The following is a 23,136-nucleotide window of genomic DNA, read 5'->3' on the forward strand; positions in this document are numbered from 1 at the left end:
CGCCCCCGTAACCGACTGTCACGGTGGGTAGTTGACGCGGCATGCACGACGTACGCACCGTAAGGGCGCCCTCCATGCCACGGCTCGCCGCCGCCTCGCTCGCGGGGACCGCCGTCGAGTTCTACGACTTCTTCGTCTACGGGACCGCCGCCGCCCTGGTCCTGGGGCCGCTGTTCTTCCCGACCTTCTCTCCGCTGGCGGGGACGCTGGCCGCGTTCGGGACGTTCGGCGTGGGCTTCGTGGCGCGGCCGCTGGGGTCGGTGCTCTTCGGGCATCTCGGGGACCGGCGCGGGCGACGGCCGGTCCTTGTCCTCTCGCTGCTGCTGACCGGGGTGTCCACCGTCGCGGTCGGCTGTGTGCCGGCATACGACACGATCGGGGTCGCCGCTCCCCTGCTGCTGCTCGGCCTGCGCTTCCTGCAGGGGCTGGGGCTCGGCGGGGAGTGGGGCGGCGCGGTGCTGCTCACGGCGGAGCACGCGCCCGCCGAGCGGCGCGGGCTGTGGTCGAGCTTTCCGCAGGTCGGTCCGGCGGTCGGGTTCCTGCTCGCCAACGGGGTGGTGCTGGTGCTGTCGGCGACGCTGACGGAGGCGCAGTTCACTCGGTGGGGGTGGCGGGTGCCGTTCTGGGCGGCCGGGGTGCTGGCGGTGCTCGGCCTGTGGCTCAGGTCGGCGCTCCCAGAGAGCCCCCGTTTCCTGGAGATCGGCGACCACGCGCGCGTGCCGCTCGCGGAGGTCGTACGCGACCACTGGCGGCTGGTCCTGCTGACCGCCGGCGCGCTCGCCGTCGGGTACGCGATCTTCTACGCCGTGACCACCTGGTCACTGGCGTACGCGACCGAGCGGCTCGGGGTGAGCCGGATCGTCATGCTGACCTGCATCATGGGCGCGGTGGTGGTGAAGGGCGCCCTGACGCCCGTGGCGGCGATGCTCGGCGACCGTTTCGGTCGTCGGCCGCTGTGTCTCGTGGGGTGCTCGGCGGCCGCTTTGTGGATGCTCCCGATGGTGGCGCTGCTGGCGACCGGTGCTCCGCTGCCGATGTTCCTGGGCTTCCTGGGGGCGCTGATCGCGTTCGTGACCATGTTCGGTGTGATCGCGGCCTATCTGCCGGAGCTGTACGAGCCGCGTGTGCGCTGTACGGGCGCGGCGGTCGGCTACAACCTCGGCGGTGTGCTCGGAGGCGCGCTCACCCCGATCGCGGCGACGGCGCTGGCCGAACACTCGGGGCGGGTCCCGTGGGGTGTGGGTGCTTATCTCACCGGGATCGCGTTGTTCAGCCTCGGTTGCTTCGCGCTGCTGCCGGAGACACGGCCGGTCCCGGTGGCGGCCGCGCGGCCTGCCCTGGACTGACCCCTGCTGCGGACGGGCCGCGGCCAGGATCTCCAGGGCGGCGCCGGTGCCCTCGGGTGCGAGGAGGGGGAGCCGAAGGGCTCACCGACCCGGTGGGCGACGACCTCGGCGTGGTGCACGGCGGCCAGGACCGGGACGAGGGACGTCCACCGGGTGGTGAGCGACCTGAGAGCGGGCGAGCAGGCAGCGATGGTCGCGGAGCCGTAGCGGCTTCGCATTCCGGCCCCTGCGGCCCGTGCGCGGCCGCCGTTACCCGAACTCGGTGGTGTCCACGACGTCGCAGTCGGTGAAGGCCGGGGGCGTGGTGCACAGCCCGGCCATCCGTTCCGCGAACTTGCTCGTCTCCGGGGAGTCGCTGCTGCGCATGGCTTCCTCGTAGGAGTCGAACTCGACCACGACCAGGTAGCGGTCCGGCCGGCTCCTGTCCTTGAGGACGAGGCGGCGCCTGGGGCCGTCGGTGCCCTCCCCGAGGCCCTGCTCCCGCTCCTCGGCGAGCGCCCGCATCTCGTCGATGCGGTCGGTCTCGAAGCTGATGATCTGTACGAACCTCTGTGGTGTGCTCATGGTGCCTCCACCCCCGGGTCGGCGTCCCGCGACCGAAACGCCATGCTCAAAGGAAGCACCGGGAGCGGCGGTCGGCAATCCGCCGCGCACCGCTCCCGGGGGTGGTTGTTCCTACGTCGTCCGTGGTCAGGCCTGGATGCTGTCCTTCGGAGCGCCTTCGCTCGCCGTCTGCGCCGCCTCGGCCGCCGCCTGCTTCTTCGAGGCGCGCAGGCTGGTGATCGTGGTGACGATCAGGACGGAGCAGATGACGCCGAGCGAGACCGGGATGCTGATCTCGGGGACATGGACCCCGGACTCGTGCAGTGCGTGCAGCAGCAGCTTGACGCCGATGAAGCCCAGGATGATCGACAGGCCGTAGCTGAGGTGGACCAGCTTCTTCAGCAGGCCGCCGATGAGGAAGTACAGCTGCCTCAGGCCCATCAGCGCGAAGGCGTTGGCCGTGAAGACGATGTACGGGTCCTGGGTGAGGCCGAAGATCGCGGGGATGGAGTCGAGGGCGAAGAGCACATCGGTGGTGCCGATCGCGAGCATGACGACCAGCATCGGGGTCATGACCCGCTTGCCGTTCTGCTCGATCCACAGCTTGGTGCCGTGGTAGCGGTCGGCGACACCGAACCTGCGTTCGGCGGCCTTGAGCAGCTTGTTCTCCTCGAACTCCTCGTCCTCGTCGTCGGCGCGGGCCTCCTGGATGAGCTTCCAGGCGGTCCAGATCAGGAAGGCGCCGAAGAGGAAGAACACCCACGAGAAGCTGGCGAGGATCGCGGCGCCCGCGGCGATGAAGATCGCCCGCAGGACCAGGGCTATGAGGACGCCGATGAGCAGGACCCGCTGCTGGTACTGCGACGGGACCGCGAACTTCGCCATGATCAGGACGAAGACGAAGAGGTTGTCGACGCTGAGCGACTTCTCGGTGATGAAGCCGGCGAAGAACTCCCCGGCGGGCTGTCCGCCGGCGAAGGCGAACAGGCCGAGCCCGAAGAGTCCGGCCAGGGCGATCCAGACGACGGTCCAGATGCCGGCTTCCTTGATCGACACGTCGTGCGGCTTGCGGCCGATGAAGAAGTCGACCGCGATGAGGGCCGCTAGGCCCGCGATGGTCAGAACCCACAGGTTCACGGAAACATCCACTGCGCCTCCGGCAGTCGTAACGGCAGGTAATCAGCGTCGTCGCGCTGCCGGAGGTCTCTTCCACCCGGAACGGGCCGGCGTCCCGGGATCAGGCCTGATCCGTATTGACGGGTGCGCCGCAGCAGGGAGTACTCCCCTCCGTGAGGAAAACAGTACCCCAATCACCAAGGAAAGGTAAAGCGAGAGGCAAAAGAAGGGTCAAAGTGCCAGCTCAGAGGCGCTTTACCTGGACTTGGTCCGAGCCTGCGCCACCTTAGTGAGCACCTGCTGGAGCACATCGCTGCCGGGGGGCACGAGCGCCGCCTCGTACGTCCAGGCGTGCCCGACCCAGGGGTCCGCGAGGTGGTCGTCCGGCACTGCGGTCAGCCGCAGCAGCCCACGCCACAGGGGGTCCAGCAACGGACCGTAACCGGCGGCGTCCTCCCGGTCGGCCACCAGCATCAGGTGGACGCCGACGGAGGGCCCCTCGTCCGCGAGATAGCGGAGCTGGTTCACCGCGCGGTCGTCGAAGCCGTGCGGGAAGTCGTTGACGACCAGGAGTTGCTGGGAGGTGTCGAAGCCGGGCGGGAGGGAGTCTGCCGCGCCGCCGCGCACCGCCATCTGCACCAGGTCCACGCGCTCCGTGAGCCGGCCCAGGACGTCCGTCACGCCTGCGGCGCCGACGGCGGGCGGGGCCGCGAGCACCCCCGCCCGGACCAGTGGTGCGAGCGCGTGCGCGCCGGAACCGGCCGGGTCGAGGACGTGCACGCTGAACTCGTCCGCCGGATGCACGGCCAGCAGCCGGGCGGTGTGCGCCACGGCCGAGACCAGCGCCAGGTGCCGCAGTTCGTGGGAGTCGAGGAACAACCCGTCGGACGACTCCCTGTTCCCGCTGTCGATCCACAGTCCGCGTTCGAGCGGGAGGCGGACCAGCATCGGAATGCGCAACGGGTCGCTCTCGGGCAGGTGGAGGTCACCCAGCCGCAGGGCCATGGGCATCTCCATCGGAACGCGGTAGGCGTGCCAGACGGGGTTGTCCCAGCGGGCGTACGCCGGGGGCAGTGCCGGTTCGACGACGTCGGCCTCTGCGGTGAGCTGGACGAGGTCCCGCTCCAGGGCCTCACGGGCCTGGTCCACGAGGTGGCTGTGCCGGGCCTGGGCCGCCTCGCGGGCCGCGTCGCCCTGGCCGCCGATCCTGCTGCGCGGGTCGGACAGGACCTGGTCGAGCTCCTTCTCCATGCGCGTGTCGGCGAAGTCGACGGCACTGCGATAGGCGGCCGTGGTGCGGGCCAGGTCCTCGAACATGCCCCAGACCTGGTTGTAGAGCCGCTCCTCCATGGACCAGCCGGTCGCGTCACCGGCGACGGGCGTGGCGGGCTGCCCGGGCTGGGCCGGGGGCGCGGTGGGCGGGGGCGGCGGCGGAGCCGCGTTCCGCCGGCCGGGGTGGGTGTAGTCGATCGGGCCGCCGGGGGCGGGCGGGGTCGGCGGCGCGGGCTGGGGGGTGGAGGAGGCGTCCGTCGGCGCGGAACCCGTCGGTACGCCCGTCGGCGCGGAACCGGCCGGTGTCGAACCCGCCGACGCATTCACCGGGTGGCCCGCCCCTGACCCGGCCTGGGGGCCCTGCGTGCCGTACGGAGAGCCGCTCTGGTCCGGGCCGAGCGCGGACGCCGCCGTCTGCCGGGAGCGGTCGCCGTCGGCCGTACGGGCGGACGGGGCCGGCACCGAGCGGGCCAGGCCCCTGGCGACTGCCTCGTTGATGCCGGCCGCGAGTTGGTGGGCCTGTGGCAGCCCCTGGTCGGCCAGGAGCGCGGCGAGGCCCTCCGCGTAACCCTGGCCGACGGCGCGGACCTTCCAGGCGCCCTGGCGCCGGTAGAGCTCCAGGGCGACGACAGCCGACTCGGCGCCCAGGCCGGTGAGGGTGTACGTGGCGACCTCGGTGCCGTCGAGGCCGGTGACCGCGACGGACGGGGCGGCGATGGAACCGAAGCTGACCGGCCCTCCCCCGTCGCCCGGGGGCAGGCAGAGCAGGACGTTCACGCGGTGCACGCTCGCCGGCATGGCGTCCAGGTCCACCGCCAGACGGTGGGCGGCGGCCGCCTGACGGGAGACCTCGAGGCCGGGCAGCGTCGGGGAGCCCGGGTGGGCCACCCACTCGACGCCCTGCGCCTTGCCGTTCTCGTCGCTGAGCGTGGCCGCGGCCACGACAGGCGTGCCGGCCGAGACCCTGATCTCGAGGCGGACCTGGGAGAGCGGGTGGTTCTGCCCCCGCACCAGCTCGGCCGTCATCGCCTGTCCCCCTGTGTCGCGTGTGGTGTTGTCGTGTCCGCGGGCCGGGTCCTGCTAGAGAAGCGGCAGAACGGTGGGCATCAGGTCCTGGAAGGTGCGGCCGTTGGCCGGGGTTCCGAGGGCCGTCATCGTCCAGCCGGCGCCCGAGCGGTGCACCTTGGCCATGATCTGGGCCGTGTAGGCGCCGCCGCCCGCGAGCGTGTAGCGCGCCAGCTCCTGACCGTTGGTCTCGTCGACCAGACGGCAGAAGGCGTTCTGCACCTCCTGGAAGGTCTGGCCCGTGAAGGAGTTCACGGTGAAGACGATCTGGTCGATGTGGACCGGCACGCGCGCCAGGTCGACGAGGATCGCCTCGTCGTCGCCTCCCTGGCCGACGCCGCCGACGAGGTTGTCACCGGTGTGCCGGACGGAGCCGTCGTCGCTCACCAGGTGACGGAAGAAGACGACGTCGACGGGCTGCTTGTCCGCGAACAGAACGGCGGAGGCGTCGAGGTCGATCTCCCGGGTGCGGGAGCCGAACAGACCGCGCCGGGGGGCCGCCTGCCAGCCGAGACCCATGCGCACCGCGGTCAGGCTGCCCCCGTCGCTCTTCTGCAGACTGATGGCCTGACCCTTGGTCATGTTGACGGTCACGGCTTATTCCCCTCTCGAACTGTCCCCTGTTGCCGCGGAGTCCGCGGTTGCCGGAAACCCTACGCAAAGGCACTGACAGTGCCGTACCCGGGCACGCACTTTGTGTCGGTCTTGCAACACAGCGCGTGCGCGGCCCGGGCACAGGAACCGCACGGGCCCGTCAGGCCAGACCCGCCTCCTTCATCTGCCGCAGTTCCTTCTTCATCTCGGAGACCTCGTCGCGCAGTCGGGCGGCGACCTCGAACTGCAGGTCCGCGGCGGCGGCCCGCATGCGCTGCGTCATCTCCTCGATCTGCTCGGCGAGTTCGGCCGCGGGGCGGTCGGTGGGGACCGTCTCCTTGGCCTTGCCCTTGGCGGACCTGGTCTTCGCGCCCTTGGCCGCCTTGTCGCCGAGGGCGGGCACCGGGGCCTTGGTGCCCCGCCCGTCCTTCTTCGCGCGATAGCCGGTGCCGAGCAGCTGCTCGGTGTCGACGTCCTCCCGGGCGATCTGCGCGACGATGTCGTTGATCTTCTTGCGGAGCGGCTGGGGGTCGATGTTGTTCGCCTTGTTGTAGGCGACCTGCTTCTCGCGGCGGCGGTTGGTCTCCTCGATGGCCCGCTCCATGCCCGGGGTGATCTTGTCGGCGTACATGTGGACCTGGCCGGAGACGTTGCGCGCGGCGCGGCCGATGGTCTGGATCAGCGAGGTGCCGGAGCGCAGGAAGCCCTCCTTGTCGGCGTCGAGGATCGCCACCAGGGACACCTCGGGCAGGTCGAGGCCCTCCCGCAGGAGGTTGATGCCCACCAGGACGTCGAACTCGCCGGCCCGCAGCTCTCGCAGCAGCTCGATGCGGCGCAGGGTGTCGACGTCACTGTGCAGATAGCGCACCTGGATGCCGAGCTCCAGGAAGTAGTCCGTGAGGTCCTCGGCCATCTTCTTGGTGAGCGTGGTGACCAGGACGCGCTCGTCCTTCTCGGTGCGCTTGCGGATCTCGTGCACGAGATCGTCGATCTGGCCCTCGGTGGGCTTGACGACGACCTCCGGGTCGATGAGGCCGGTGGGGCGGATGATCTGCTCGACGACGCCGTCCCCGCGCGAGAGCTCGTACTTGCCCGGGGTCGCCGACAGGTAGACGGTCTGCCCGATGCGCTCCTGGAACTCCTCCCACTTCAGCGGGCGGTTGTCGAGGGCGGAGGGCAGGCGGAAGCCGTGGTCGACGAGGGTGCGCTTGCGGGAGGCGTCACCCTCGTACATGGCGCCGATCTGGGGGACCGTGACATGGGACTCGTCGATGACGAGCAGGAAGTCGTCCGGGAAGTAGTCGAGCAGCGTGTTGGGCGGGGAGCCGGGCGAGCGGCCGTCGAAGTGCATCGAGTAGTTCTCCACGCCGGAGCAGCTGCCGATCTGGCGGAGCATCTCGATGTCGTACGTGGTGCGCATGCGCAGGCGCTGGGCCTCCAGCAGCTTGCCCTGCTTCTCCAGCTCGGCCAGCCGCTCGCCGAGCTCCTTCTCGATGTCGTTGACGGCCCGCTCCAGGCGCTCGGGGCCGGCGACGTAGTGGGAGGCCGGAAAGACGTACAGCTGCTGGTCGTCGCTGATGATCTCGCCGGTGAGGGGGTGCAGCGTGGAGAGGGCCTCGATCTCGTCGCCGAACATCTCGATGCGGACGGCGAGCTCCTCGTACACCGGGAAGATCTCGATGGTGTCGCCGCGCACCCGGAAGGTGCCGCGGGTGAACGCGAGGTCGTTGCGCGTGTACTGGATGTCCACGAAGCGGCGCAGCAGCTCGTCCCGGTCGATCTCCTCGCCGACCTTCAGGGAAACCATCCGGTCGACGTACTCCTGCGGCGTACCGAGGCCGTAGATGCAGGAGACCGAGGCGACCACGACGACGTCCCGCCGGGTGAGCAGCGAGTTGGTCGCGGAGTGGCGCAGGCGCTCGACCTCCTCGTTGATCGAGGAGTCCTTCTCGATGTAGGTGTCCGACTGCGGGACGTAGGCCTCGGGCTGGTAGTAGTCGTAGTACGAGACGAAGTACTCGACCGCGTTGTTCGGCAGCAGTTCCCGGAACTCGTTCGCCAGCTGGGCGGCCAGGGTCTTGTTCGGGGCCATCACCAGGGTGGGCCGCTGGAGCTTCTCGATCATCCACGCGGTGGTGGCGGACTTGCCGGTGCCGGTCGCGCCGAGGAGGACGACGTCCTTCTCACCGCCTTCGATGCGCTTGGCCAGCTCGGCGATGGCCGCCGGCTGGTCGCCGCTGGGTTGGTAGGGGCTGACGACCTCGAAGGGCGCCACCGTGCGTTCGATGTGGGAAACGGGCCGCATGCCATCAACCGTACGACCACCCGCTGACAACGCGGTCGGATCAGCGGTTTCGTCGGGGCGGAGCACCGGCCCGGGAGGGGGCTCGCGGGTGCCCCGGGGCGGGTGCAGGTCCGGGACCTCAGGCGTGCGCAGGGCGCCGCGAATCAGCGGTTCTGCGGGGTGCGGGAGTCCCGGTGGGGCACTCTGCGGCGGGTGCGCAGGTCGGTGCGGCGGGCGGAGTGCCGCACGGGCGGGTGGGCCGGGACGCCGGGCTTGTGCTCGACGGGGGCCCAGTCCGGCTTGCCCATGACCATCAGCGGGTCGAACATCACGACGACGCCGGCGAGGAGGAGGAAGGCGAGGGGACCGATCAGCATCGGCGCGAGGAGGGTCGCGGGCGAGTCGCCCTCGGTCGGGGTGCCGGTGGCGTGCAGGTGGACGCTCAGGGCGGCCATGCCGGTGTAGTGCATGCCGGTGACGGCCAGTCCCATGACGAGGCTGGCGCCGACGCTCCACAAGAAGCCCCTGACCCGGCCGGCGGCCCACAGGGCGGCGGTGGCGGCGGCCATCGCTATGGCGACGGAGGTGGCGACGGTGACGGTGTTGTACTCCAGCTTGCCGTTGAACCGCATTCCGGCCATGCCGAGGTAGTGCATCGACGCGATGCCCAGGCCGGTGACGGTGCCGCCGGTGAACAGCGCGGTGCCGGTCGCGCCCCTGTAGCCGACTATGAAGATCCCCACGCCCACCATGACGACGGCGACGCCGAGGCTGGCGTAGGTCGTCGGTTTGTCGTAGTGGATCGGGGCCCCGTCGACCGTGAAGCCCATCATGGCGATGAAGTGCATGGTCCAGATGCCGGAGCCGATCGCCGCCGAGCCGAGGGCGAGCCATCCGGGGCGCCAGGATTGGGCGACGAGCAGGGCTCTGGTGGCGCAGCGCAGGCCGAGGGCACCGCCGAGGCAGGCCATGAGGTAGGCCACCAGCGGTGTGACGAGTCCGTAGCTGAATCCGTCGACCGTGCCTTGCATGCGCGGCTGCCCTGCCCTTCCGCCCTGTTGCCGGATTTCCCTGAAACGCGCCCCTCCCAGGACCGCGCGAGGCGGTCAAGGCTGAGAGAGAGTATGACCCCCACCGGAATGGTCGAACGATTTTCCGGCAAACAAACACGTCCTTGCCCCACATGTGCGGCAGCAGTGAGCGGGCTCGGGCGTCTCCTTTCATCGTGTGGTCATCCTGCGCCCGCTCCGTCGTTGACTCTGTGCTGTCACAGTTGAGCTGTACGTGATCACCTCGACGCGAGGAGTACGCATGCACGCGCGCGCAGTTGCCGCCACGACCACCGCGCTTCTGGGCACAGCCGCCCTTCTGACGCCCGTTCACGACGCCCGGGCGGGCATCGCCGCACGGCCAGCGGTCATCGGTCACCGGGGCGCCTCCGCGCTCGCCCCGGAGAACACCCTGAAGGCCGTCGACGAGGCCGCGGCCTTGGGCGTGGCGTGGGTGGAGAACGATGTGCAGCGCACCAGGGACGGCGAGCTCGTGGTGATCCACGACGACACTCTTCGCCGTACGACCGACGTCGAGGAGGTCTTTCCCGACCGTGCGCCCTGGAAGGTGAAGGACTTCACCGCGGCCGAGATCGCCCGGCTGGACGCGGGAAGCTGGTTCGGTGCCGCGCACGCGGGCGCGCGCGTGCCGACGCTCGAGCAGTACGTCGAGCGGGTGGAGCACCACCACCAGAAGCTGCTCCTGGAGATCAAGAACCCCGAGCTGTATCCGGGGATCGAGCAGCAGACCCTCAAGCTCCTGAGCAACGAGGGCTGGCTCGACCGGTGGCATCTCACCGGCCGGCTGATCGTGCAGAGCTTCAGCGCCGAGACTCTGCGCACCGTGCACGAGTTGAAGCCGGGGGTGCGGACCGGCCTGCTGGGCGCGCCGGCCCAGGCGGACCTGGCCCGGTACGCGGGCTTCGCCGACCTGGTCAACCCGTCGCACACCGCCCTGTCCCGGGGCTACGTCGACGCCGTGCACGCGCTCACGGGACCGCACGGCAAACGGATGGGGGTTTTCGCCTGGACCGTCGACGACGTCTCCACCGCGCGGACCGTCGCCGGGTACGGCGTCGACGGTGTCATCACCAACCGGCCCGACGTGGTGCGCAGGGCCCTGTACCGGTACTGACCCCGTTGTCGGTGGCAGGCCGTACGGTGGATCGCATGAACAGCCATGGGCGGGGCGAGCAGCAGGTCGTGTGGGCCGTCGTCGGCACCGACATCGGTCCGCTGCTGCTGGCCGCCACCCACGAGGGCCTGGTCAACGTCGTGTTCCACGCCACCGACGCGGTGCGCGACAAGGCGCTCGGCAGGCTCGCGGAGAGACTGGGCGCGGAGCCTGTCGAGGCGCCGGACTCCCCGCTGCTGGCCGAGGCGGCACGGCAGGTCGCCGCCTACTTCGCGGGTGAGCGGCGTGACTTCGAGCTGCCCCTGGACTGGTCGCTGATCTCGGGCTTCAACCGCCAGGTGCTGCGCGAACTCGCCTCGGGCGTGCCGTTCGGCGCGGTCGTCGGCTACGGCGACCTGGCCAAGCGGGTCGGGCAGCCGGGGGCGGCGCAGGCGGTCGGGACGGCGATGGGCGCCAATCCCCTGCCGGTCGTCGTGCCCTGCCACCGGGTCGTCGAGAGCGACGGTGGTATCGGCGGGTTCGGGGGCGGTCTGGAGACCAAGCGGAAGCTGCTCGCGCTGGAAGGGGTACTGCCCGAGCCGCTGTTCTGAGGTCGGGTCCGGGTGTGCTCCATGCGTCGCGCGCCGGTGGCGTCCACCACAGGCCGCCGGGGTTTGGCCGGGCGCGGTGCCCGCCAGAGATGAGGGAAGACCCGAGGACAGGAGACAGGCGCATGGTGCTGGTGTCGGAAGAGGTGCGGGAGGCGGTCGACGCGCGTCAACCCGTGGTGGCCCTGGAGTCCACGATCATCGCGCACGGGCTGCCGCGTCCGCGCAACCTCCAGGTTGCGCTGGAGCTGGAGGCTGTCGTCCGCGCGGAGGGTGCCGTCCCGGCGACGATCGCCGTGCTGGACGGACGGCCGCATGTCGGTCTGGACAAGGAGCAGTTGGAGCGGGTCGCCAACGAGGACGGGATCCGCAAGCTGGGCCATCGCGACCTGCCGCTCGCGGTGGCCTCCGGGGCGAGCGGAGCGACCACCGTGTCGGCGACGGCGCTGCTGGCGGCACTGGCGGGCGTGCGGGTGTTCGCGACGGGCGGGCTCGGCGGCGTGCACCGGGAGTGGACGGTGACCCAGGACGAGTCCGCCGACCTGGGGTTGCTGGCGCGTACCCGGATCACGGTGGTGTGCGCGGGGGTGAAGTCGATCCTCGACGTCCCGGCGACCCTGCAGCGGCTGGAGACGCTCGGCGTGGCCATCGCCGGGTACGGCACGGACCGCTTCCCCGGGTTCTACCTGTCCGACTCGGGGCATCCGGTGGACTGGACGCTGGAGACGCCCGCGCAGGTGGCCGATGTGATGCGGGCCCAGGACGCGCTGGGCGGGCCGGAGTCGGCCCTGATCGTCGCCAACCCGGTGCCCGAGGCGGAGCAGCTGGATCCCGAACTGCACGCGCGCGTGCTCGCCGACGCACTGCACGCGTGCGAGGAGGAGGGCGTCACCGGCCAGGGAGTCACACCCTTCCTCCTGGACTATCTCGTCCGGCACACCGACGGGGCGTCCTTGAGCGCCAATCTGGCGGCGGTGCGCGGCAATGTACGGCTGGCGGCACGGATCGCGGCGGCGTGGGCCGGAGTGTGACCGATCCTCGGGGCGAGGCGGCACCCGAGGTGACGGGGGTGGGGGTTCCGTCGGGCGGGGCGCTGCTGGTCGTCGGGGACGTGGTGACGGACGTCGTCGCACGGCACCGGGGGCCGCTGGCGTCGGGGACGGACACGGCCGCCGAAATCCGGACCCTGCCGGGTGGCGCGGGCGCCAACGTGGCGTGCTGGGCGGCTCATTGGGGCTGTGCGGACGTACGGCTGCTCGGCCGGGTGGGTGCGGACGCGGCGGCCTGGCACGAACGGGAGCTGACCGCCTGTGGCGTGCGGCCGCGGCTCGTCGTCGATCCGGGGGCCCCGACCGGGACGGTGATCTGTCTGGTCGACGCGGATGCCGCGGCCGAGCGGACGTTCCTCACGGACAGCGGCGCCTCGCTGCGGCTCGAACCCGACGACTGGTCGGACGCGCTCCTGGTCGGGGTCGGCCGCCTGCACCTGTCGGGCTACCTGCTGTTCTCCGAGTCCGGACGCGCCCTGGTGCGTACGGCGGTGACGGCCGCACGCGCGCGTGGGGTGCCGGTGAGCCTCGATCCGGCGTCGGCCGGCTTCCTCGCGGACCTGGGCGCCGACCGTTTCCTGGCCCTCGTCGAGGGGGTGGACGTGCTGCTGCCCAGCCGTGACGAGGCGTGTCTGCTGACCGGGTTGCCCGACGGCGTGGCCGCGGCGGCCGAACTGAGCCGCCGGGTCCCGCTCGTGGTGGCCAAGCAGGGCGCGCTGGGCGCTCTTGTCGCGCGGAACGGCGTCGTCCTGTCCCGCGCGCCCGCCGTCCCGGCGACGCCCCGGGACACCACGGGCGCCGGCGACGCCTTCACGGGCGCCTTCCTCGCCGCCCTGCTCACCGGCGCGGAGCCCGGGGCCGCGGCGTCAGAGGGATGCAGGGCGGGCGCTCGAGCCGTGGAGCGCGTGGGGGGTCGGCCACCCGCGCTCGGCGACGGGTCGACGCCGACGACCGCGGACTCGGTCCGCGCCGGCTGAGGGCGTCGCCCGGGGCAGGCGTCGTCCCCCCCGATCCGGTGTCCACCGGGCCGCCGCCCCCTACCCCTTCCGCCCCCACGCCGAGATCATCGGTGCCGTGGCCAGGTCCATGGTGCCGGAGGCGATGTTGGCCAGGTGGCGGTCGATGTCCTCGTCGGTCGCGAGGCCGGCGGTGACGAGTTCGCCGCGGATCTGGCGGACCGTCGCCGACTCCAGGGTCGCGCAGGCCGGTGAGGTGACCGGGAAGTAGGCGTCGGCCTCGACACGGCGCAGCCCGGCCTCGCGGAGCAGCCGCGGAAGTTTACGGCCGTAGGAGAGGTCGGCCCCCCGGTCGGCGAGCAGCTTGCGGAAGCCGTGCCGCAGTCGGTTCGCCAGCTGCTGCTCGGGGCCGTGCTCGTCGGGGCACAGGAGGGGCTGCAGCGCCGGGTCGGCGTCCTCTACGAGGAGACGTCCGCCGGGGCGAAGTGCCTGGATCATCGAGCGCAACGCCCGCTCCCGGTCCGGGACATGGACGAGGACGAGCCGCGCGTGCACCAGGTCGAAGCCCTCTGCGGGCGGCTCCTCGGCGCCGACGTCGTGGACGCGCACCTGGACCGGCGGACGGGCGGCCGGGGTCAGCCGGGAGGTGTCGATGTCGGTCGCGAGGACCATGCCCGTGGGACCGACCTTCTTGGCCAGCCAGGTGACGACGGAGGTGCCGCCCGCTCCCACCTCCCAGCAGCGCCAGCCGGGGCCGACGCCGAACCCTTCGAGGTGGCGGAAGGTCGTGGGGTCGAAGAGGGCGGCGAAGGCGTCGAAGCGTTCCCCCGCCTCGGCCTGCCGGTTGTCGAGGAGGTACCGGTCGGTTCGCGTCATGTGCTGATCATCCCAGTTGTCCAGCTTGCCGGAGGCGGTCGACACCGCCGTAAATGCGTGTCACCGAGGGCCCGAAGTCACGTTGTCCACAGGCGGGAACAAAGCGGAACCGACCCTTTCCACAGGCTTACCCACGGCATACCCGGGCCTGGCAGACTGGCTCGTCAGGCGCACAGGCGCGGCGCGAGGAGATCCACGCAAGGAGACCCAGATGACCATGGCGGGGAATCTGCGGAAGGTCACCGGCCTCGGAAGGGTCGGCGGCCTGCGGAAGGTGGGGCGGTTGGCCCGGCGGCGTGCCCGGGTCGACCTGAGTCACCCCGCGCGCTCCCCGCTGGGCTCCTCGGTGGTCAACTGCGTGACGTACCGGGACGGACTGCGGGCCCCGGTCGGCGAGGATCTGGTCGACACGGTGGAGCAGGTGCGCAAGAGCGGCCACGGCTTCGTCTGGCTCGGTCTGCACGAGCCGACGAACGACGAGTTCGCGGGGATCGCCGAGCTCTTCGACCTGCATCCGCTGGCGGTGGAGGACGCCGTCGAAGCCCATCAGCGCCCGAAGGTCGAGCGGTACGGCGAGACGCTGTTCGCTGTGTTCAAGACGGTCTGCTACATCGAGCACGAGCAGCTGACGGCGACGAGCGAGGTGGTCGACACCGGCGAGATCATGGTGTTCGTCGGCGAGGACTTCGTGATCACGGTACGGCACGGGCGGCACGGCTCGCTGGGCCCGCTGCGTGAGGAGCTGGAGTCCGATCCCGCCCAGCTCGGCAAGGGGCCGTCCGCGGTGCTGCACGCCGTCGCGGACCACGTGGTCGACGACTATCTCAACGTCATCGACGCCGTCCAGGCGGACATCGACCAGGTCGAGGCGGATGTCTTCGCGGAGAACGGCGCGCGGACCGACCCGGGACGCATCTACCAGCTCAAGCGGGAACTGCTGGAGCTCAAGCGGGCGGTGGTACCGCTGAAGCGCCCGCTCCTGGATCTCGCCGACCGGCCGGTGCGGGTGGTCGAGCCGGAGATACAGGCGTACTTCCGGGATGTCTCGGACCACCTGCTGCGGGCCACGGAGCAGATCGCCGCCTTCGACGAACTGCTGAACTCGATTCTTCAGGCGCATCTGGCGCAGGTCACGGTCGCTCAGAACGAGGACATGCGGAAGATCACCGCCTGGGCCGCGGTGATCGCGGTGCCGACGATGGTCTGCGGGGTGTACGGCATGAACTTCGAGTACATGCCGGAGCTGCACTGGACGTTCGGCTATCCGCTGATCCTCGGCGTGATATCGGTGGCCTGCGGGGTGCTGTACCGCGGCTTCCGGCGCAACGGCTGGCTCTGACGGCGCGCGACCCGGCCCCGAGCGCCGACACGACCGGCGTCGGTGCCGGGCAGGACCGATTCCGGCGTGGACGCTCTCGGCCCGGGAGGCGATCTGCCTCGGTGGTCGCCTTCGGTCCGGTTCAGCCGTGCCACGCTGGATGGCGCGGATCGTCCGCACGGACGAGGACGTCGGCCGTGGCAGCCGGGTCGGTGTCCCGCGCGTAGCTGTCGAAGGCGGGCAGCGTCCACTGGTCGGCCTCCGGGGTACGGCGGCGCAGAGCAGCCGGGGAGAGCTGGACGTGGACGGTGAGGTCGAAGGGGAACCAGTGCCGCAGCAGGAGGGGGCCGTGCAGCAACAGGAAGCCGCCGGGAGGGAGTTGGACGTAGGGGCTGCGGGTGGCGCGGTCGGTGTCCGGGTCCCAGAAGTCGGGCAGGATCCGCCCGTCGCCGTCTGGTTCGAGGGGGCCGAAGACCTCGCGCCAGAGGGCGCCGGTGTCGAACCAGCCGTCGTAGTAGGCCTCGACGTCGTGATGGCCGTATTCCAGACGGAGGGAGGCGGGGCGCAGGAAGCCGTGCGCGTCGACGACACGGGATGCTCGGCCGCGTACGCGCAGCGCTTCGGCGACGCGTTCGGCGAGGTCTCCGGGGCGGGCGGCGGGAGCGCCGTCGAAGGCGATGCGGGGCCAGGGACCGGCGTCGTCCGGCTTCAGGTCGAGCAGCCGATCGGCGAGGAGGTCGCCGAGCCGTTCCCAGGTGATCGCTTCGAGTCGCACACGGCCATCATGCGCCAGGCGCGGGCCCTGCCGCGTGGGGGTCAGGGCACGGCGGAGGGCCGTCGGGCACCGAGGCCGCACGGAGCCGGGACACCGCGAAGGGGCGGCGAACTGTTCCGGGTGACCATGTGCCACCGCGCCCACCAGCGGGAATGAAGCCTCCATGGCAGCTCCCGCACCCTCCCCGCCGCACGCCGGATTCCTCGTGGTGCAGCCGCTCCGACGGAAGCACTGCGCCGGGTGCCGTCGGGGACCGCAGCCGATGCTGGTCATGGAGGACGGCGGGCCCCGCTGTCTGGACTGTGCGGACCTGGGGCACCTGGTGTTCCTGCCGCGCGGCGACACGGCGCTGACCCGCAGGTCTCGGGAGGAGAGCGGGCTGTCGGCGGTGGTGGTGCGGTTCAACCGGCGCAAGGGGCGTTACGAGCGGCAGGGCGTCCTGGTCGAGGAGGCGGGGCTCGCCCGGGCCGAGGAGCGGTGTCTGGCGGACGCCGAGGCGCGCCGGCGCCGCCGGGAGCGGGACGCGCGGCGGCGGGCGGTGCAGGACGCGCGGTTCGCGGAGGCGTTCGCGGCGGAGATCCTGCGTCTGTTCCCCGGCTGCCCGGCGGACCGGGCCCGGGAGATCGCCGCGCACGCCTCGGTGCGGGGCAGCGGGCGGGTGGGCCGCAGCGCCGCCGGACGGGCGTTGTCCGAGGTCGCGGTGGTGTCGGCGGTCGTGGCGTCCGTACGGCATGTGGACACGCCGTACGACGGTCTGCTGATGAGCGGCGTGCCGCGGAGGGAGGCGAGACGGCGGATCGCGGCGGCGGTGGAGGGACGGATGAGGCAGTGGCGGGCGGGGTGGGACCCTCGACCGTCGTCACCGGTCACGTACGGGTTTTCACTTGAGGTGACGGACCGGCACAGGGCAGGATCTTCGCACGACACGGGGAGTTGACGCTGGCATGATCGAGGGACCGTATCTGTTGCTCGCGGTGCTGGGCGCCCTGGCGACGGCGCTGATGGCGGGCGTGTTCTGCGCTTTCTCGGTCCTGGTCGTGCGGGGGCTCGCCGCGCTGCCGCCCGCGCAGGGGATCGCCGCGATGAACGCGATCAACTCCTCGGCGACGACGCCGGCGTTCATGGTCCTGTTCCTCGGTGCGGCGGGCCTGTGCGCGGTGATCGCGGTGGTGACGTTCGTGCTGTGGCCGGGCGCGGGGACGGTCGCGCTGCTGCTGGGCAGCGGGGTCTATCTGGCCGGCGCGTTCGGGGTCACCGTGGTGGCGAACGTGCCGCGCAACGAGGCCCTGATGAAGCTGGAGCCGGGTACGCCGGAGGCGGTGACGTACTGGCCGACGTATGTGCGCGAGTGGACGCGGTGGAACCACGTTCGGGCCGTGGCGTCGGCGGCGGCAGCCGTCATGTACGCCTTGGCCCTTGTCTGACTCTCCGGGCTCTCTGCACGGGTGGCCGACGGGACGTATCGTGGCCGCAAGAGTGCCGCCCGATGACGCTCGGCCTGTACCACGCGTACGCAAGGAAGACGCCCATGGCCGATCCCAAGGGATTCATGACGACACCCCGCCAGGACTGGCCGCGCAGGCCGGTCGAGGAACGGGTCCGGGACTGGGACGAGGTCTACGTCCCCGGGGCGCTGCTGCCCATCATCAGCAAGCAGGCCGACCGCTGCATGGACTGCGGCATTCCCTTCTGCCACGACGCCTGTCCGCTCGGCAATCTGATTCCGGAGTGGAACGACCTGGTGTCGCGGGAGGACTGGCGGGCGGCGAGCGACCGGCTGCACGCGACGAACAACTTTCCCGAGTTCACGGGGCGGTTGTGCCCGGCGCCGTGCGAGGCGGGGTGCGTGCTCGCCATCAACCAGCCCGCCGTCACCATCAAGAACGTCGAGGCGGCGATCGCCGACCGGGCCTGGGCGGACGGGTTCGCGCCGCCGCGGCCGCCGGACCGGCTCTCGGGGAAGACGGTGGCGGTGATCGGTTCCGGACCCACCGGGCTGGCCGCCGCCCAGCAGCTGACCCGGGCCGGGCACACGGTCGCCGTGTACGAGAAGGACGACCGGATCGGCGGTCTGATGCGGTACGGCATCCCCGAGTTCAAGATGGAGAAGCACCATCTGGAGCGGCGGATCGAGCAGATGAGCGCCGAGGGGACCCGTTTCCGTACGGGGACGGCGGTCGGCCGGGACATCGACGCCGCGGAGTTGCGGGCGCGCTACGACGCCGTGGTGATCGCCACCGGGGCGACGGCCTGGCGGGAGCTTCCCGTGCCAGGACGGGAGTTGGCCGGGATTCACCAGGCGATGGAGTACCTGCCGCTCGCCAACCGGGTGTGCGAGGGCGATCTGGAGGTCTCGCCGATGTCCGCCGCCGGCAAGCACGTCGTGATCGTCGGCGGCGGCGACACCGGGGCGGACTGCCTGGGGACGGCGGTCCGGGAGGGTGCGGCCTCCGTGACCCAGCTGGACATCTACGCCCAGCCCGGTGTGGACCGTGACGAGGACAGCGACCCCTGGCCGACGTACCCGAAGATCTACCGGCTGTCGGCCGCGCACGAGGAGGCGCGCGACCTTCGCAGCGCGCCGGCGGCCGACGCGGACGCGCGCCTGTTCGCCGCCTCCACGCTCCGCTTCACCGGCGACGGGGACGGGCACATACGGTCCCTGCACCTCGTCGAGGTCGACGCCCAGCGCCGGCCGGTGGCGGGCAGCGGGCGGGCGCTGCCCGTGGACATGGTGCTGCTGGCACTCGGTTTCTCCGGGCCCGACCGGGAGGACGGGCTCGTGGACCAACTGGGGCTGACGCTGGCCCCGCGCGGCACGATCGCCCGGGACGGCGGCTTCGCGACGAACGTCCCCGGCGTGTTCGCCGCGGGGGACGCGGCACGCGGGCAGTCGCTCATCGTGTGGGCGATCGCGGAGGGGCGTGCGGTGGCGGCGGCCGTCGACCGCCATCTGTCGGGCAGCTCTCGGCTGCCGGCGCCGATATCGCCGTACGACCGCCCCATGAGCGTCTAGCGCCGACGCCGCCGTACGACCGCACCGTGAGCGGTTTCCCCCCATCTGTCCATCTGCCCGAAAAGTGGCTTGTGGGCTACAGGGATCCGGACAGCGGTGGGACCATCGAAGGCAGGAGGTGTGCTGTCGCCCTGTCCGCATCAGGGCAGGACAGCGGTTCGCCCCATCCTTCGTTCCGCCGTCAGGCGCAGGACCAACCCCGAGCGTCCCCCCTGTTGGCGGCCGGTCCTGGAGGGTGCTGGATGACGACGCTCGACGAACGCCACGGAGAAGGTGCCCACGGTGGGTACGGCCCACCGGGCCAGGTCGCCCCCGGCCCGGTGGAGGCCCACGGCCCGGCCACCGTCCTCCTGGAAGAACCCGGCGCCGCAGTTCCCGGACGGGCAGGGTCCAAGGCCGCGAATCTCGCCCGCGCGGCCCGCGCGGGCCTGCCCGTGCTCCCCGGTTTCGTGATCCCGCACGGCGCGGCAGGCCACCCGGTCGCCCTGTGGCGTGCCTGGGACGATCTCTCCGAAGGCGGCACCCGCCCGCTCGTCGTACGGTCCTCGTCGCCGCAGGAGGACACCGGGGAGTCCTCGCTGGCGGGCCGGTTCGCCTCCGTGCTCGACGTACGCGGCTGGCCCGCCTTCCGTACGGCCGTGCGGACGGTGCTCGCCTCGGCGCACCTGCCCGACGGGTCCACTGCGCCCATGTCGGTGCTGGTGCAGCCGATGCTCACGGCGCGTGTCGGAGGGGTGCTGTTCGGTGCCGACCCGGTCGGGGGGCGGGCCGACCGGATGCTGGTGAGCGCGGTGCGCGGCGGGCCGGACAGCCTGGTCGGCGGGGAGCAGGCCGGAACCGACTACTGGCTCGGCGGACGCGGACGGCTGCTGCGGACCGAGCCCGCCCAGGCCGCACCGCTGCTCACGCGCGCGCAACTGGCCCGGCTGGCACGCCTCGCGCGACAGGCCCGGAAGGTCTTCGACGGGCCGCAGGACATCGAGTTCGGGTTCGACGCGGACGGGACGCTGTGGCTGTTCCAGAGCCGCCCCATCACGGCGATGGCCGTGCGGCCGGCACGCGGGGCCCGGCTCCTCGGGCCGGGGCCGGTCGCCGAGACGCTGCCGGGGCAGCTGGCGCCGCTGGAGGAGGACCTGTGGGTGGCCCCCATGGCCCGCGGACTCGCCGCCGCGCTCGACATCGCGGGCAGCGCACCACGCCGGCTGCTGCGGACGGTACCGGTGGTCACGACGGTCGGCGGGCGTGCGGCCGCCGACCTGCGCCTGCTCGGCGCGGTCGCGCCCGCGCACCGGTGGCTCGCGCTGCTCAATCCGGCGCCGGGAGCGCGCCGGCTCGCCGCGGCCTGGCGGGTGGGGCGGCTGGGCTCGGCGCTGCCCGGCCTCGCGACGGACCTGGCGGCCGACGTCGACCGCCGGCTGGCCCGGATCCCGCCGGCCGCCGCACTGCCCGCGCCCGCCCTGACGGCGGAGTTGCGCTGGACCCGCCGGGTGCTGGTGTCGCTGCACGCCCAGGAAACCCTCGCGGGCGCCCTTCTGCGTGAACCCCCGAGGAGCCGCACAGCGGCCGGAACGGCCCTGACCGCCCTGGCCGACGCCCGCGCCCGGGGCCTGTCCGACGACCGCGCGGTCGCCGCGAACCCGGTGATCCTGGCTCTCACGGCACCGAGCCTGCAGGACCGGTCACGGCTCCCCGGGGCACAGCCCCCGAGCCGGGACCACCCCGAACGCGACCGGCAGGCCGACGCCACTGTGCCGGGTCGGCCGGACGCGGCGCGGGACAGAGGCCGGCCCGTTGCCCCCGAACCCGCCGTCCTCCCCTCCCCCACCCCCGTCCTACCGCCCCGCGAGGCCCTCCGCCTCCGGATCCGCTGGGTGCAGGAGCTGCAGGTCCGGCTGGTGCGGGAGGCGGCGTGGCGGGTGGGAGCCGGGGTCGAGGAGGTCGCGCTGCTGCGCTGGCGGGAGCTCGCCGCCGCGCTCGGCGGCAGGCCGCTGCCCGCCGACCTGCACGCGCGCGTGCCGCGTACGGCGTCGCCCCCGCTGCCGGACGCCTTCCGGCTGGCGGAGGGCGAGATCGTGGTCGCCGACCGCCGTGACGGCCACGGCGACGTGGGACGGGGCGTGTCCGGCGGGCGCGCGGTCGGAACCGCCTGGGACGGCACGGGCCCCCGGCCGGAGGATCCGGTGCTCGTCGTGCGCACCCTGGACCCCGCGCTCGCCCCGCTGCTGCCCGACCTCACCGCCCTGGTGGCGCAGACCGGCAGTCCGCTGTCCCACCTGGCGGTCCTGGCCAGGGAGCTCGGGTTGCCCGCGGTCGTCGGCGCCGCGGACGCCGTACGCCGCCTTCCGCCCGGCGCCCGGCTCACCGTCGACGGGACCACGGGTGACGTACGACTGGGGGACGCGCCATGAGGAGAGTCGCGCTCGTTTTCGCCGGCCTGGCCGCCGCCGGGGCGGCCACCTACCTCGTCGTCTACCTGTACTGGTGGCAGTGGCAGCGGGCCCTGATCTGCGGGGTGCTGCTGCTGGTCGTGGAGGTGATGCTGTTCGGCGTGGTGCTGCTGGGGCGGCTGACCCGGATCGAGGCGCGGCTGCGGGACACCGACCGGCGGCAGCGGGAGCTGGACGCACGCCAGGAGGACGTGCTCACCCGGCTCCGGCAGTCTCCCGAGCACGAGGAGGCCCGGTTCCCTTGGCTGGAGGACCCCGCGGACCGTACGTACGTCTTCGTGCCGGTCCTCATGGTCACCGGCGTACTGCTGTCCGGGCTGGCCTGGGTGGTCCAGCGGATCGCCTCGGCCACGGGACGGCCGGCCGAGCGCCGACTGGCCGATCGCCTGGCCGTCCTGGCCGCACCCGCCCCGGACGCCCGCTACGACGCCGAGGACGCCGACGACCTGGAGGATCTGCCACTGCCGGGCGGCGCCCCGCCCTCCCGTGGCCGCATCGCGCGCGTGGCCGTCACTTCCGTGGTCGGCACCGCTCTGATCGCGGCGCTGGTCGGAGGGGTCGCCGACCTCACGCAGACCCGGGAGGAGAAGGAGAACCGGAACGAGGCGACGTCCGTGCTCGTCCGGGTCGACATGCGGGGCTCGGACGTGACGGCCGCACGCCGGTCCCTGGCCGCCCAGCAGGTCTGGGAGCGCTGCCGGGACTCCACGTCCGTGCCGCTGCGCCACGCGGCCCTCGGCGAGCTCGGGGACGGCCTGTTCGCCGGGACCGTACGGCCCGCGCTCACCGAGCACGACCGGCTGCGGCTGATCGGCTGCCTGGAGGACGCGACCCTGGAACGCGCCCACCTCACGGTGGTCGGCATCGGCGACGCGGACACGGAGGACGGCTGATCGAACAGCGTGTGATGCGCATATGCATGCGTACATGGACAAGACACCCAGATGGCACCCGGGCTACCCTTGGGCTCACGTCCCCTAGCCCGTCTGGTCACCCATGGCTGTCCTCACCGCTACCCTGCCCAACCCTGCCCTGCGCAAGCGCCCTCTCCCCCGGCGTACGCTGCGCGTCCTGCTCGCCCTGGTCATCGGTTACCTCGCCCTGTGGGTCGCCGGTGCCGGCGGCATCGCCGCCCTGTCGTACCTGGCGCGGGAGGAGACCCCCGCCCCGGCGGGCACACGCACCGTGCAGGGCCTGCACAACTACCAGCCGGTGGGCACCGAGGGACGGCTGTGGCGCGGCGCCGCGCCTTCCCCGGCCGGGTACCGGGCGCTGGCGGGCATGGGCTTCACCACGGTCGTCGACCTGCGCGCCGAGGACCTGAGCGCGGCCCAGCTCGCGAAACCCCGGGAGGCGGGGCTGAACGTCGTACACCTGCCCATCCGCGACGGACAGACGCCGAAGCCGGAGCAGGTCCGGCGGTTCCTCGAGGCCGTCGCGCAGGCGCCCGGGAAGGTGTTCGTGCACTGCGGCGCCGGAGTCGGCCGTACGGGCACGATGGCGGCGGCATACCTCGTGGAGACCGGGCAGAACTCGGCCTCGGCGGCGGTCCGGCGCAATCTCGCGGTCGGACCGCCGTCGATCGAGCAGATCTACTACGGGCTGCACCTGGAACGCAGCGAGGCCGAGCAGCCGCCGCTGGCGATCGTCGCCGTGAGCCGTCTGGTGGACGCCCCACGGCGCATGCTGACCTGGTTCTGACCCTCTG

20 protein-coding genes are annotated in these 23,136 nt (G+C 72.2%); 12 read left to right on the forward strand and 8 right to left on the reverse strand.

Going from position 1 to position 23,136, the window contains the following annotated elements; genetic code table 11:
* Window positions 1–74 precede the first annotated feature (74 nt).
* Entirely contained in the window at window positions 75–1,346 is a 1,272-nt protein-coding gene (locus tag ACIBVL_RS01025; RefSeq protein ID WP_399089697.1) for an MFS transporter, read from the forward strand.
* 249 nt (window positions 1,347–1,595) lie between these two features.
* Here ACIBVL_RS01025 and ACIBVL_RS01030 read toward each other — a convergent pair whose 3' ends face one another.
* The 6 genes from ACIBVL_RS01030 to ACIBVL_RS01055 all read right to left on the reverse strand — a co-directional run bounded on the left by ACIBVL_RS01030 (window position 1,596) and on the right by ACIBVL_RS01055 (window position 9,251).
* Window positions 1,596–1,910 carry a hypothetical protein gene (locus ACIBVL_RS01030; protein WP_399089700.1) on the reverse strand — a complete coding sequence of 105 codons (315 nt, stop codon included), beginning with the start codon at window positions 1,908–1,910 and terminating at the stop codon, window positions 1,596–1,598.
* Window positions 1,911–2,036: 126 nt separating this feature from the next.
* Window positions 2,037–3,038 carry a TerC family protein gene (locus ACIBVL_RS01035; protein ID WP_399089703.1) on the reverse strand — a complete coding sequence of 334 codons (1,002 nt, stop codon included), beginning with the start codon at window positions 3,036–3,038 and terminating at the stop codon, window positions 2,037–2,039.
* Window positions 3,039–3,260: 222 nt separating this feature from the next.
* Window positions 3,261–5,303, reverse strand: coding sequence for a TerD family protein (locus tag ACIBVL_RS01040; RefSeq protein WP_399089706.1), 2,043 nt, complete (start codon window positions 5,301–5,303; stop codon window positions 3,261–3,263).
* A 54-nt stretch (window positions 5,304–5,357) separates the two neighbouring features.
* Entirely contained in the window at window positions 5,358–5,936 is a 579-nt protein-coding gene (locus ACIBVL_RS01045) for a TerD family protein (protein WP_399089709.1), read from the reverse strand.
* A 160-nt stretch (window positions 5,937–6,096) separates the two neighbouring features.
* Window positions 6,097–8,241 carry an excinuclease ABC subunit UvrB gene (gene uvrB / locus ACIBVL_RS01050; protein WP_399089712.1) on the reverse strand — a complete coding sequence of 715 codons (2,145 nt, stop codon included), beginning with the start codon at window positions 8,239–8,241 and terminating at the stop codon, window positions 6,097–6,099.
* Between the two features lie 143 nt (window positions 8,242–8,384).
* The gene (locus ACIBVL_RS01055; protein WP_399089715.1) at window positions 8,385–9,251 is read right to left on the reverse strand and encodes an MHYT domain-containing protein; all 867 of its coding nucleotides are present in this window, start codon (window positions 9,249–9,251) and stop codon (window positions 8,385–8,387) included.
* 280 nt (window positions 9,252–9,531) lie between these two features.
* On the opposite strand from ACIBVL_RS01055, the gene ACIBVL_RS01060 reads away from it, so the two are divergent.
* The 4 genes from ACIBVL_RS01060 to ACIBVL_RS01075 all read left to right on the forward strand — a co-directional run bounded on the left by ACIBVL_RS01060 (window position 9,532) and on the right by ACIBVL_RS01075 (window position 13,017).
* Window positions 9,532–10,404, forward strand: coding sequence for a glycerophosphodiester phosphodiesterase (locus tag ACIBVL_RS01060; RefSeq protein WP_399089717.1), 873 nt, complete (start codon window positions 9,532–9,534; stop codon window positions 10,402–10,404).
* 35 nt (window positions 10,405–10,439) lie between these two features.
* A complete protein-coding gene (locus ACIBVL_RS01065; protein ID WP_399089720.1) occupies window positions 10,440–10,994 on the forward strand; it encodes a methylated-DNA--[protein]-cysteine S-methyltransferase in 555 nt (184 codons plus the stop codon).
* Window positions 10,995–11,116: 122 nt separating this feature from the next.
* Complete coding sequence (locus tag ACIBVL_RS01070; protein WP_399089723.1) at window positions 11,117–12,022, forward strand: pseudouridine-5'-phosphate glycosidase; 906 nt, start codon at window positions 11,117–11,119, stop codon at window positions 12,020–12,022.
* A gap of 38 nt (window positions 12,023–12,060) precedes the next feature.
* The gene (locus tag ACIBVL_RS01075; RefSeq protein WP_399089726.1) at window positions 12,061–13,017 is read left to right on the forward strand and encodes a carbohydrate kinase family protein; all 957 of its coding nucleotides are present in this window, start codon (window positions 12,061–12,063) and stop codon (window positions 13,015–13,017) included.
* A gap of 60 nt (window positions 13,018–13,077) precedes the next feature.
* Here the strand turns inward: ACIBVL_RS01075 and ACIBVL_RS01080 are convergent, their stop codons facing one another.
* Window positions 13,078–13,872 carry a methyltransferase domain-containing protein gene (locus tag ACIBVL_RS01080; protein ID WP_399089729.1) on the reverse strand — a complete coding sequence of 265 codons (795 nt, stop codon included), beginning with the start codon at window positions 13,870–13,872 and terminating at the stop codon, window positions 13,078–13,080.
* 211 nt (window positions 13,873–14,083) lie between these two features.
* Here ACIBVL_RS01080 and corA point away from each other — a divergent pair, with 211 nt between their 5' ends.
* On the forward strand, window positions 14,084–15,211 hold the full coding sequence (gene corA, locus ACIBVL_RS01085) for a magnesium/cobalt transporter CorA (RefSeq protein WP_399089732.1): 1,128 nt from the start codon (window positions 14,084–14,086) through the stop codon (window positions 15,209–15,211).
* A 121-nt stretch (window positions 15,212–15,332) separates the two neighbouring features.
* Here the strand turns inward: corA and ACIBVL_RS01090 are convergent, their stop codons facing one another.
* On the reverse strand, window positions 15,333–15,965 hold the full coding sequence (locus ACIBVL_RS01090; RefSeq protein WP_399089735.1) for a uridine kinase: 633 nt from the start codon (window positions 15,963–15,965) through the stop codon (window positions 15,333–15,335).
* Window positions 15,966–16,128: 163 nt separating this feature from the next.
* On the opposite strand from ACIBVL_RS01090, the gene ACIBVL_RS01095 reads away from it, so the two are divergent.
* The 6 genes from ACIBVL_RS01095 to ACIBVL_RS01120 all read left to right on the forward strand — a co-directional run bounded on the left by ACIBVL_RS01095 (window position 16,129) and on the right by ACIBVL_RS01120 (window position 23,129).
* Window positions 16,129–16,902, forward strand: coding sequence for a DUF2293 domain-containing protein (locus tag ACIBVL_RS01095; RefSeq protein WP_399089738.1), 774 nt, complete (start codon window positions 16,129–16,131; stop codon window positions 16,900–16,902).
* 7 nt (window positions 16,903–16,909) lie between these two features.
* Window positions 16,910–17,389, forward strand: coding sequence for a DUF1772 domain-containing protein (locus ACIBVL_RS01100; protein ID WP_399089741.1), 480 nt, complete (start codon window positions 16,910–16,912; stop codon window positions 17,387–17,389).
* 104 nt (window positions 17,390–17,493) lie between these two features.
* Entirely contained in the window at window positions 17,494–18,981 is a 1,488-nt protein-coding gene (locus tag ACIBVL_RS01105; RefSeq protein ID WP_399089744.1) for a glutamate synthase subunit beta, read from the forward strand.
* Window positions 18,982–19,223: 242 nt separating this feature from the next.
* Window positions 19,224–21,389, forward strand: a complete 2,166-nt coding sequence (locus ACIBVL_RS01110; protein WP_399089747.1) for a PEP/pyruvate-binding domain-containing protein — start codon at window positions 19,224–19,226, stop codon at window positions 21,387–21,389.
* A complete protein-coding gene (locus ACIBVL_RS01115; RefSeq protein WP_399089750.1) occupies window positions 21,386–22,321 on the forward strand; it encodes a hypothetical protein in 936 nt (311 codons plus the stop codon). The genes ACIBVL_RS01110 and ACIBVL_RS01115 overlap by 4 nt, the downstream gene beginning before the upstream one ends.
* Before the next feature lie 103 nt (window positions 22,322–22,424).
* Window positions 22,425–23,129: a dual specificity protein phosphatase family protein gene (locus tag ACIBVL_RS01120; RefSeq protein WP_399089753.1), complete on the forward strand. Its 705-nt coding sequence runs from the start codon at window positions 22,425–22,427 to the stop codon at window positions 23,127–23,129.
* The last annotated feature ends 7 nt before the right edge of the window (window positions 23,130–23,136 follow it).

The organism is Streptomyces sp. NPDC049687, assembly GCF_044465285.1.
GTDB lineage: Bacteria > Actinomycetota > Actinomycetes > Streptomycetales > Streptomycetaceae > Streptomyces.

Bases quoted from the DNA above. Each gene is read 5' to 3' on its own strand.
- ACIBVL_RS01070 (WP_399089723.1), top strand. From the start codon at position 11,117: ATGGTGCTGGTGTCGGAAGAGGTGCGGGAGGCGGTCGACGCGCGTCAA.
- ACIBVL_RS01025 (WP_399089697.1), top strand. From the start codon at position 75: ATGCCACGGCTCGCCGCCGCCTCGCTCGCGGGGACCGCCGTCGAGTTC.
- ACIBVL_RS01040 (WP_399089706.1), bottom strand. From the start codon at position 5,303: ATGACGGCCGAGCTGGTGCGGGGGCAGAACCACCCGCTCTCCCAGGTC.
- ACIBVL_RS01120 (WP_399089753.1), top strand. From the start codon at position 22,425: ATGGCTGTCCTCACCGCTACCCTGCCCAACCCTGCCCTGCGCAAGCGC.
- ACIBVL_RS01110 (WP_399089747.1), top strand. From the start codon at position 19,224: ATGACGACGCTCGACGAACGCCACGGAGAAGGTGCCCACGGTGGGTAC.
- uvrB (WP_399089712.1), bottom strand. From the start codon at position 8,241: ATGCGGCCCGTTTCCCACATCGAACGCACGGTGGCGCCCTTCGAGGTC.
- ACIBVL_RS01100 (WP_399089741.1), top strand. From the start codon at position 16,910: ATGATCGAGGGACCGTATCTGTTGCTCGCGGTGCTGGGCGCCCTGGCG.
- ACIBVL_RS01065 (WP_399089720.1), top strand. From the start codon at position 10,440: ATGAACAGCCATGGGCGGGGCGAGCAGCAGGTCGTGTGGGCCGTCGTC.
- ACIBVL_RS01055 (WP_399089715.1), bottom strand. From the start codon at position 9,251: ATGCAAGGCACGGTCGACGGATTCAGCTACGGACTCGTCACACCGCTG.
- ACIBVL_RS01060 (WP_399089717.1), top strand. From the start codon at position 9,532: ATGCACGCGCGCGCAGTTGCCGCCACGACCACCGCGCTTCTGGGCACA.
- ACIBVL_RS01095 (WP_399089738.1), top strand. From the start codon at position 16,129: ATGGCAGCTCCCGCACCCTCCCCGCCGCACGCCGGATTCCTCGTGGTG.
- corA (WP_399089732.1), top strand. From the start codon at position 14,084: ATGACCATGGCGGGGAATCTGCGGAAGGTCACCGGCCTCGGAAGGGTC.
- ACIBVL_RS01080 (WP_399089729.1), bottom strand. From the start codon at position 13,872: ATGACGCGAACCGACCGGTACCTCCTCGACAACCGGCAGGCCGAGGCG.
- ACIBVL_RS01115 (WP_399089750.1), top strand. From the start codon at position 21,386: ATGAGGAGAGTCGCGCTCGTTTTCGCCGGCCTGGCCGCCGCCGGGGCG.
- ACIBVL_RS01030 (WP_399089700.1), bottom strand. From the start codon at position 1,910: ATGAGCACACCACAGAGGTTCGTACAGATCATCAGCTTCGAGACCGAC.
- ACIBVL_RS01105 (WP_399089744.1), top strand. From the start codon at position 17,494: ATGGCCGATCCCAAGGGATTCATGACGACACCCCGCCAGGACTGGCCG.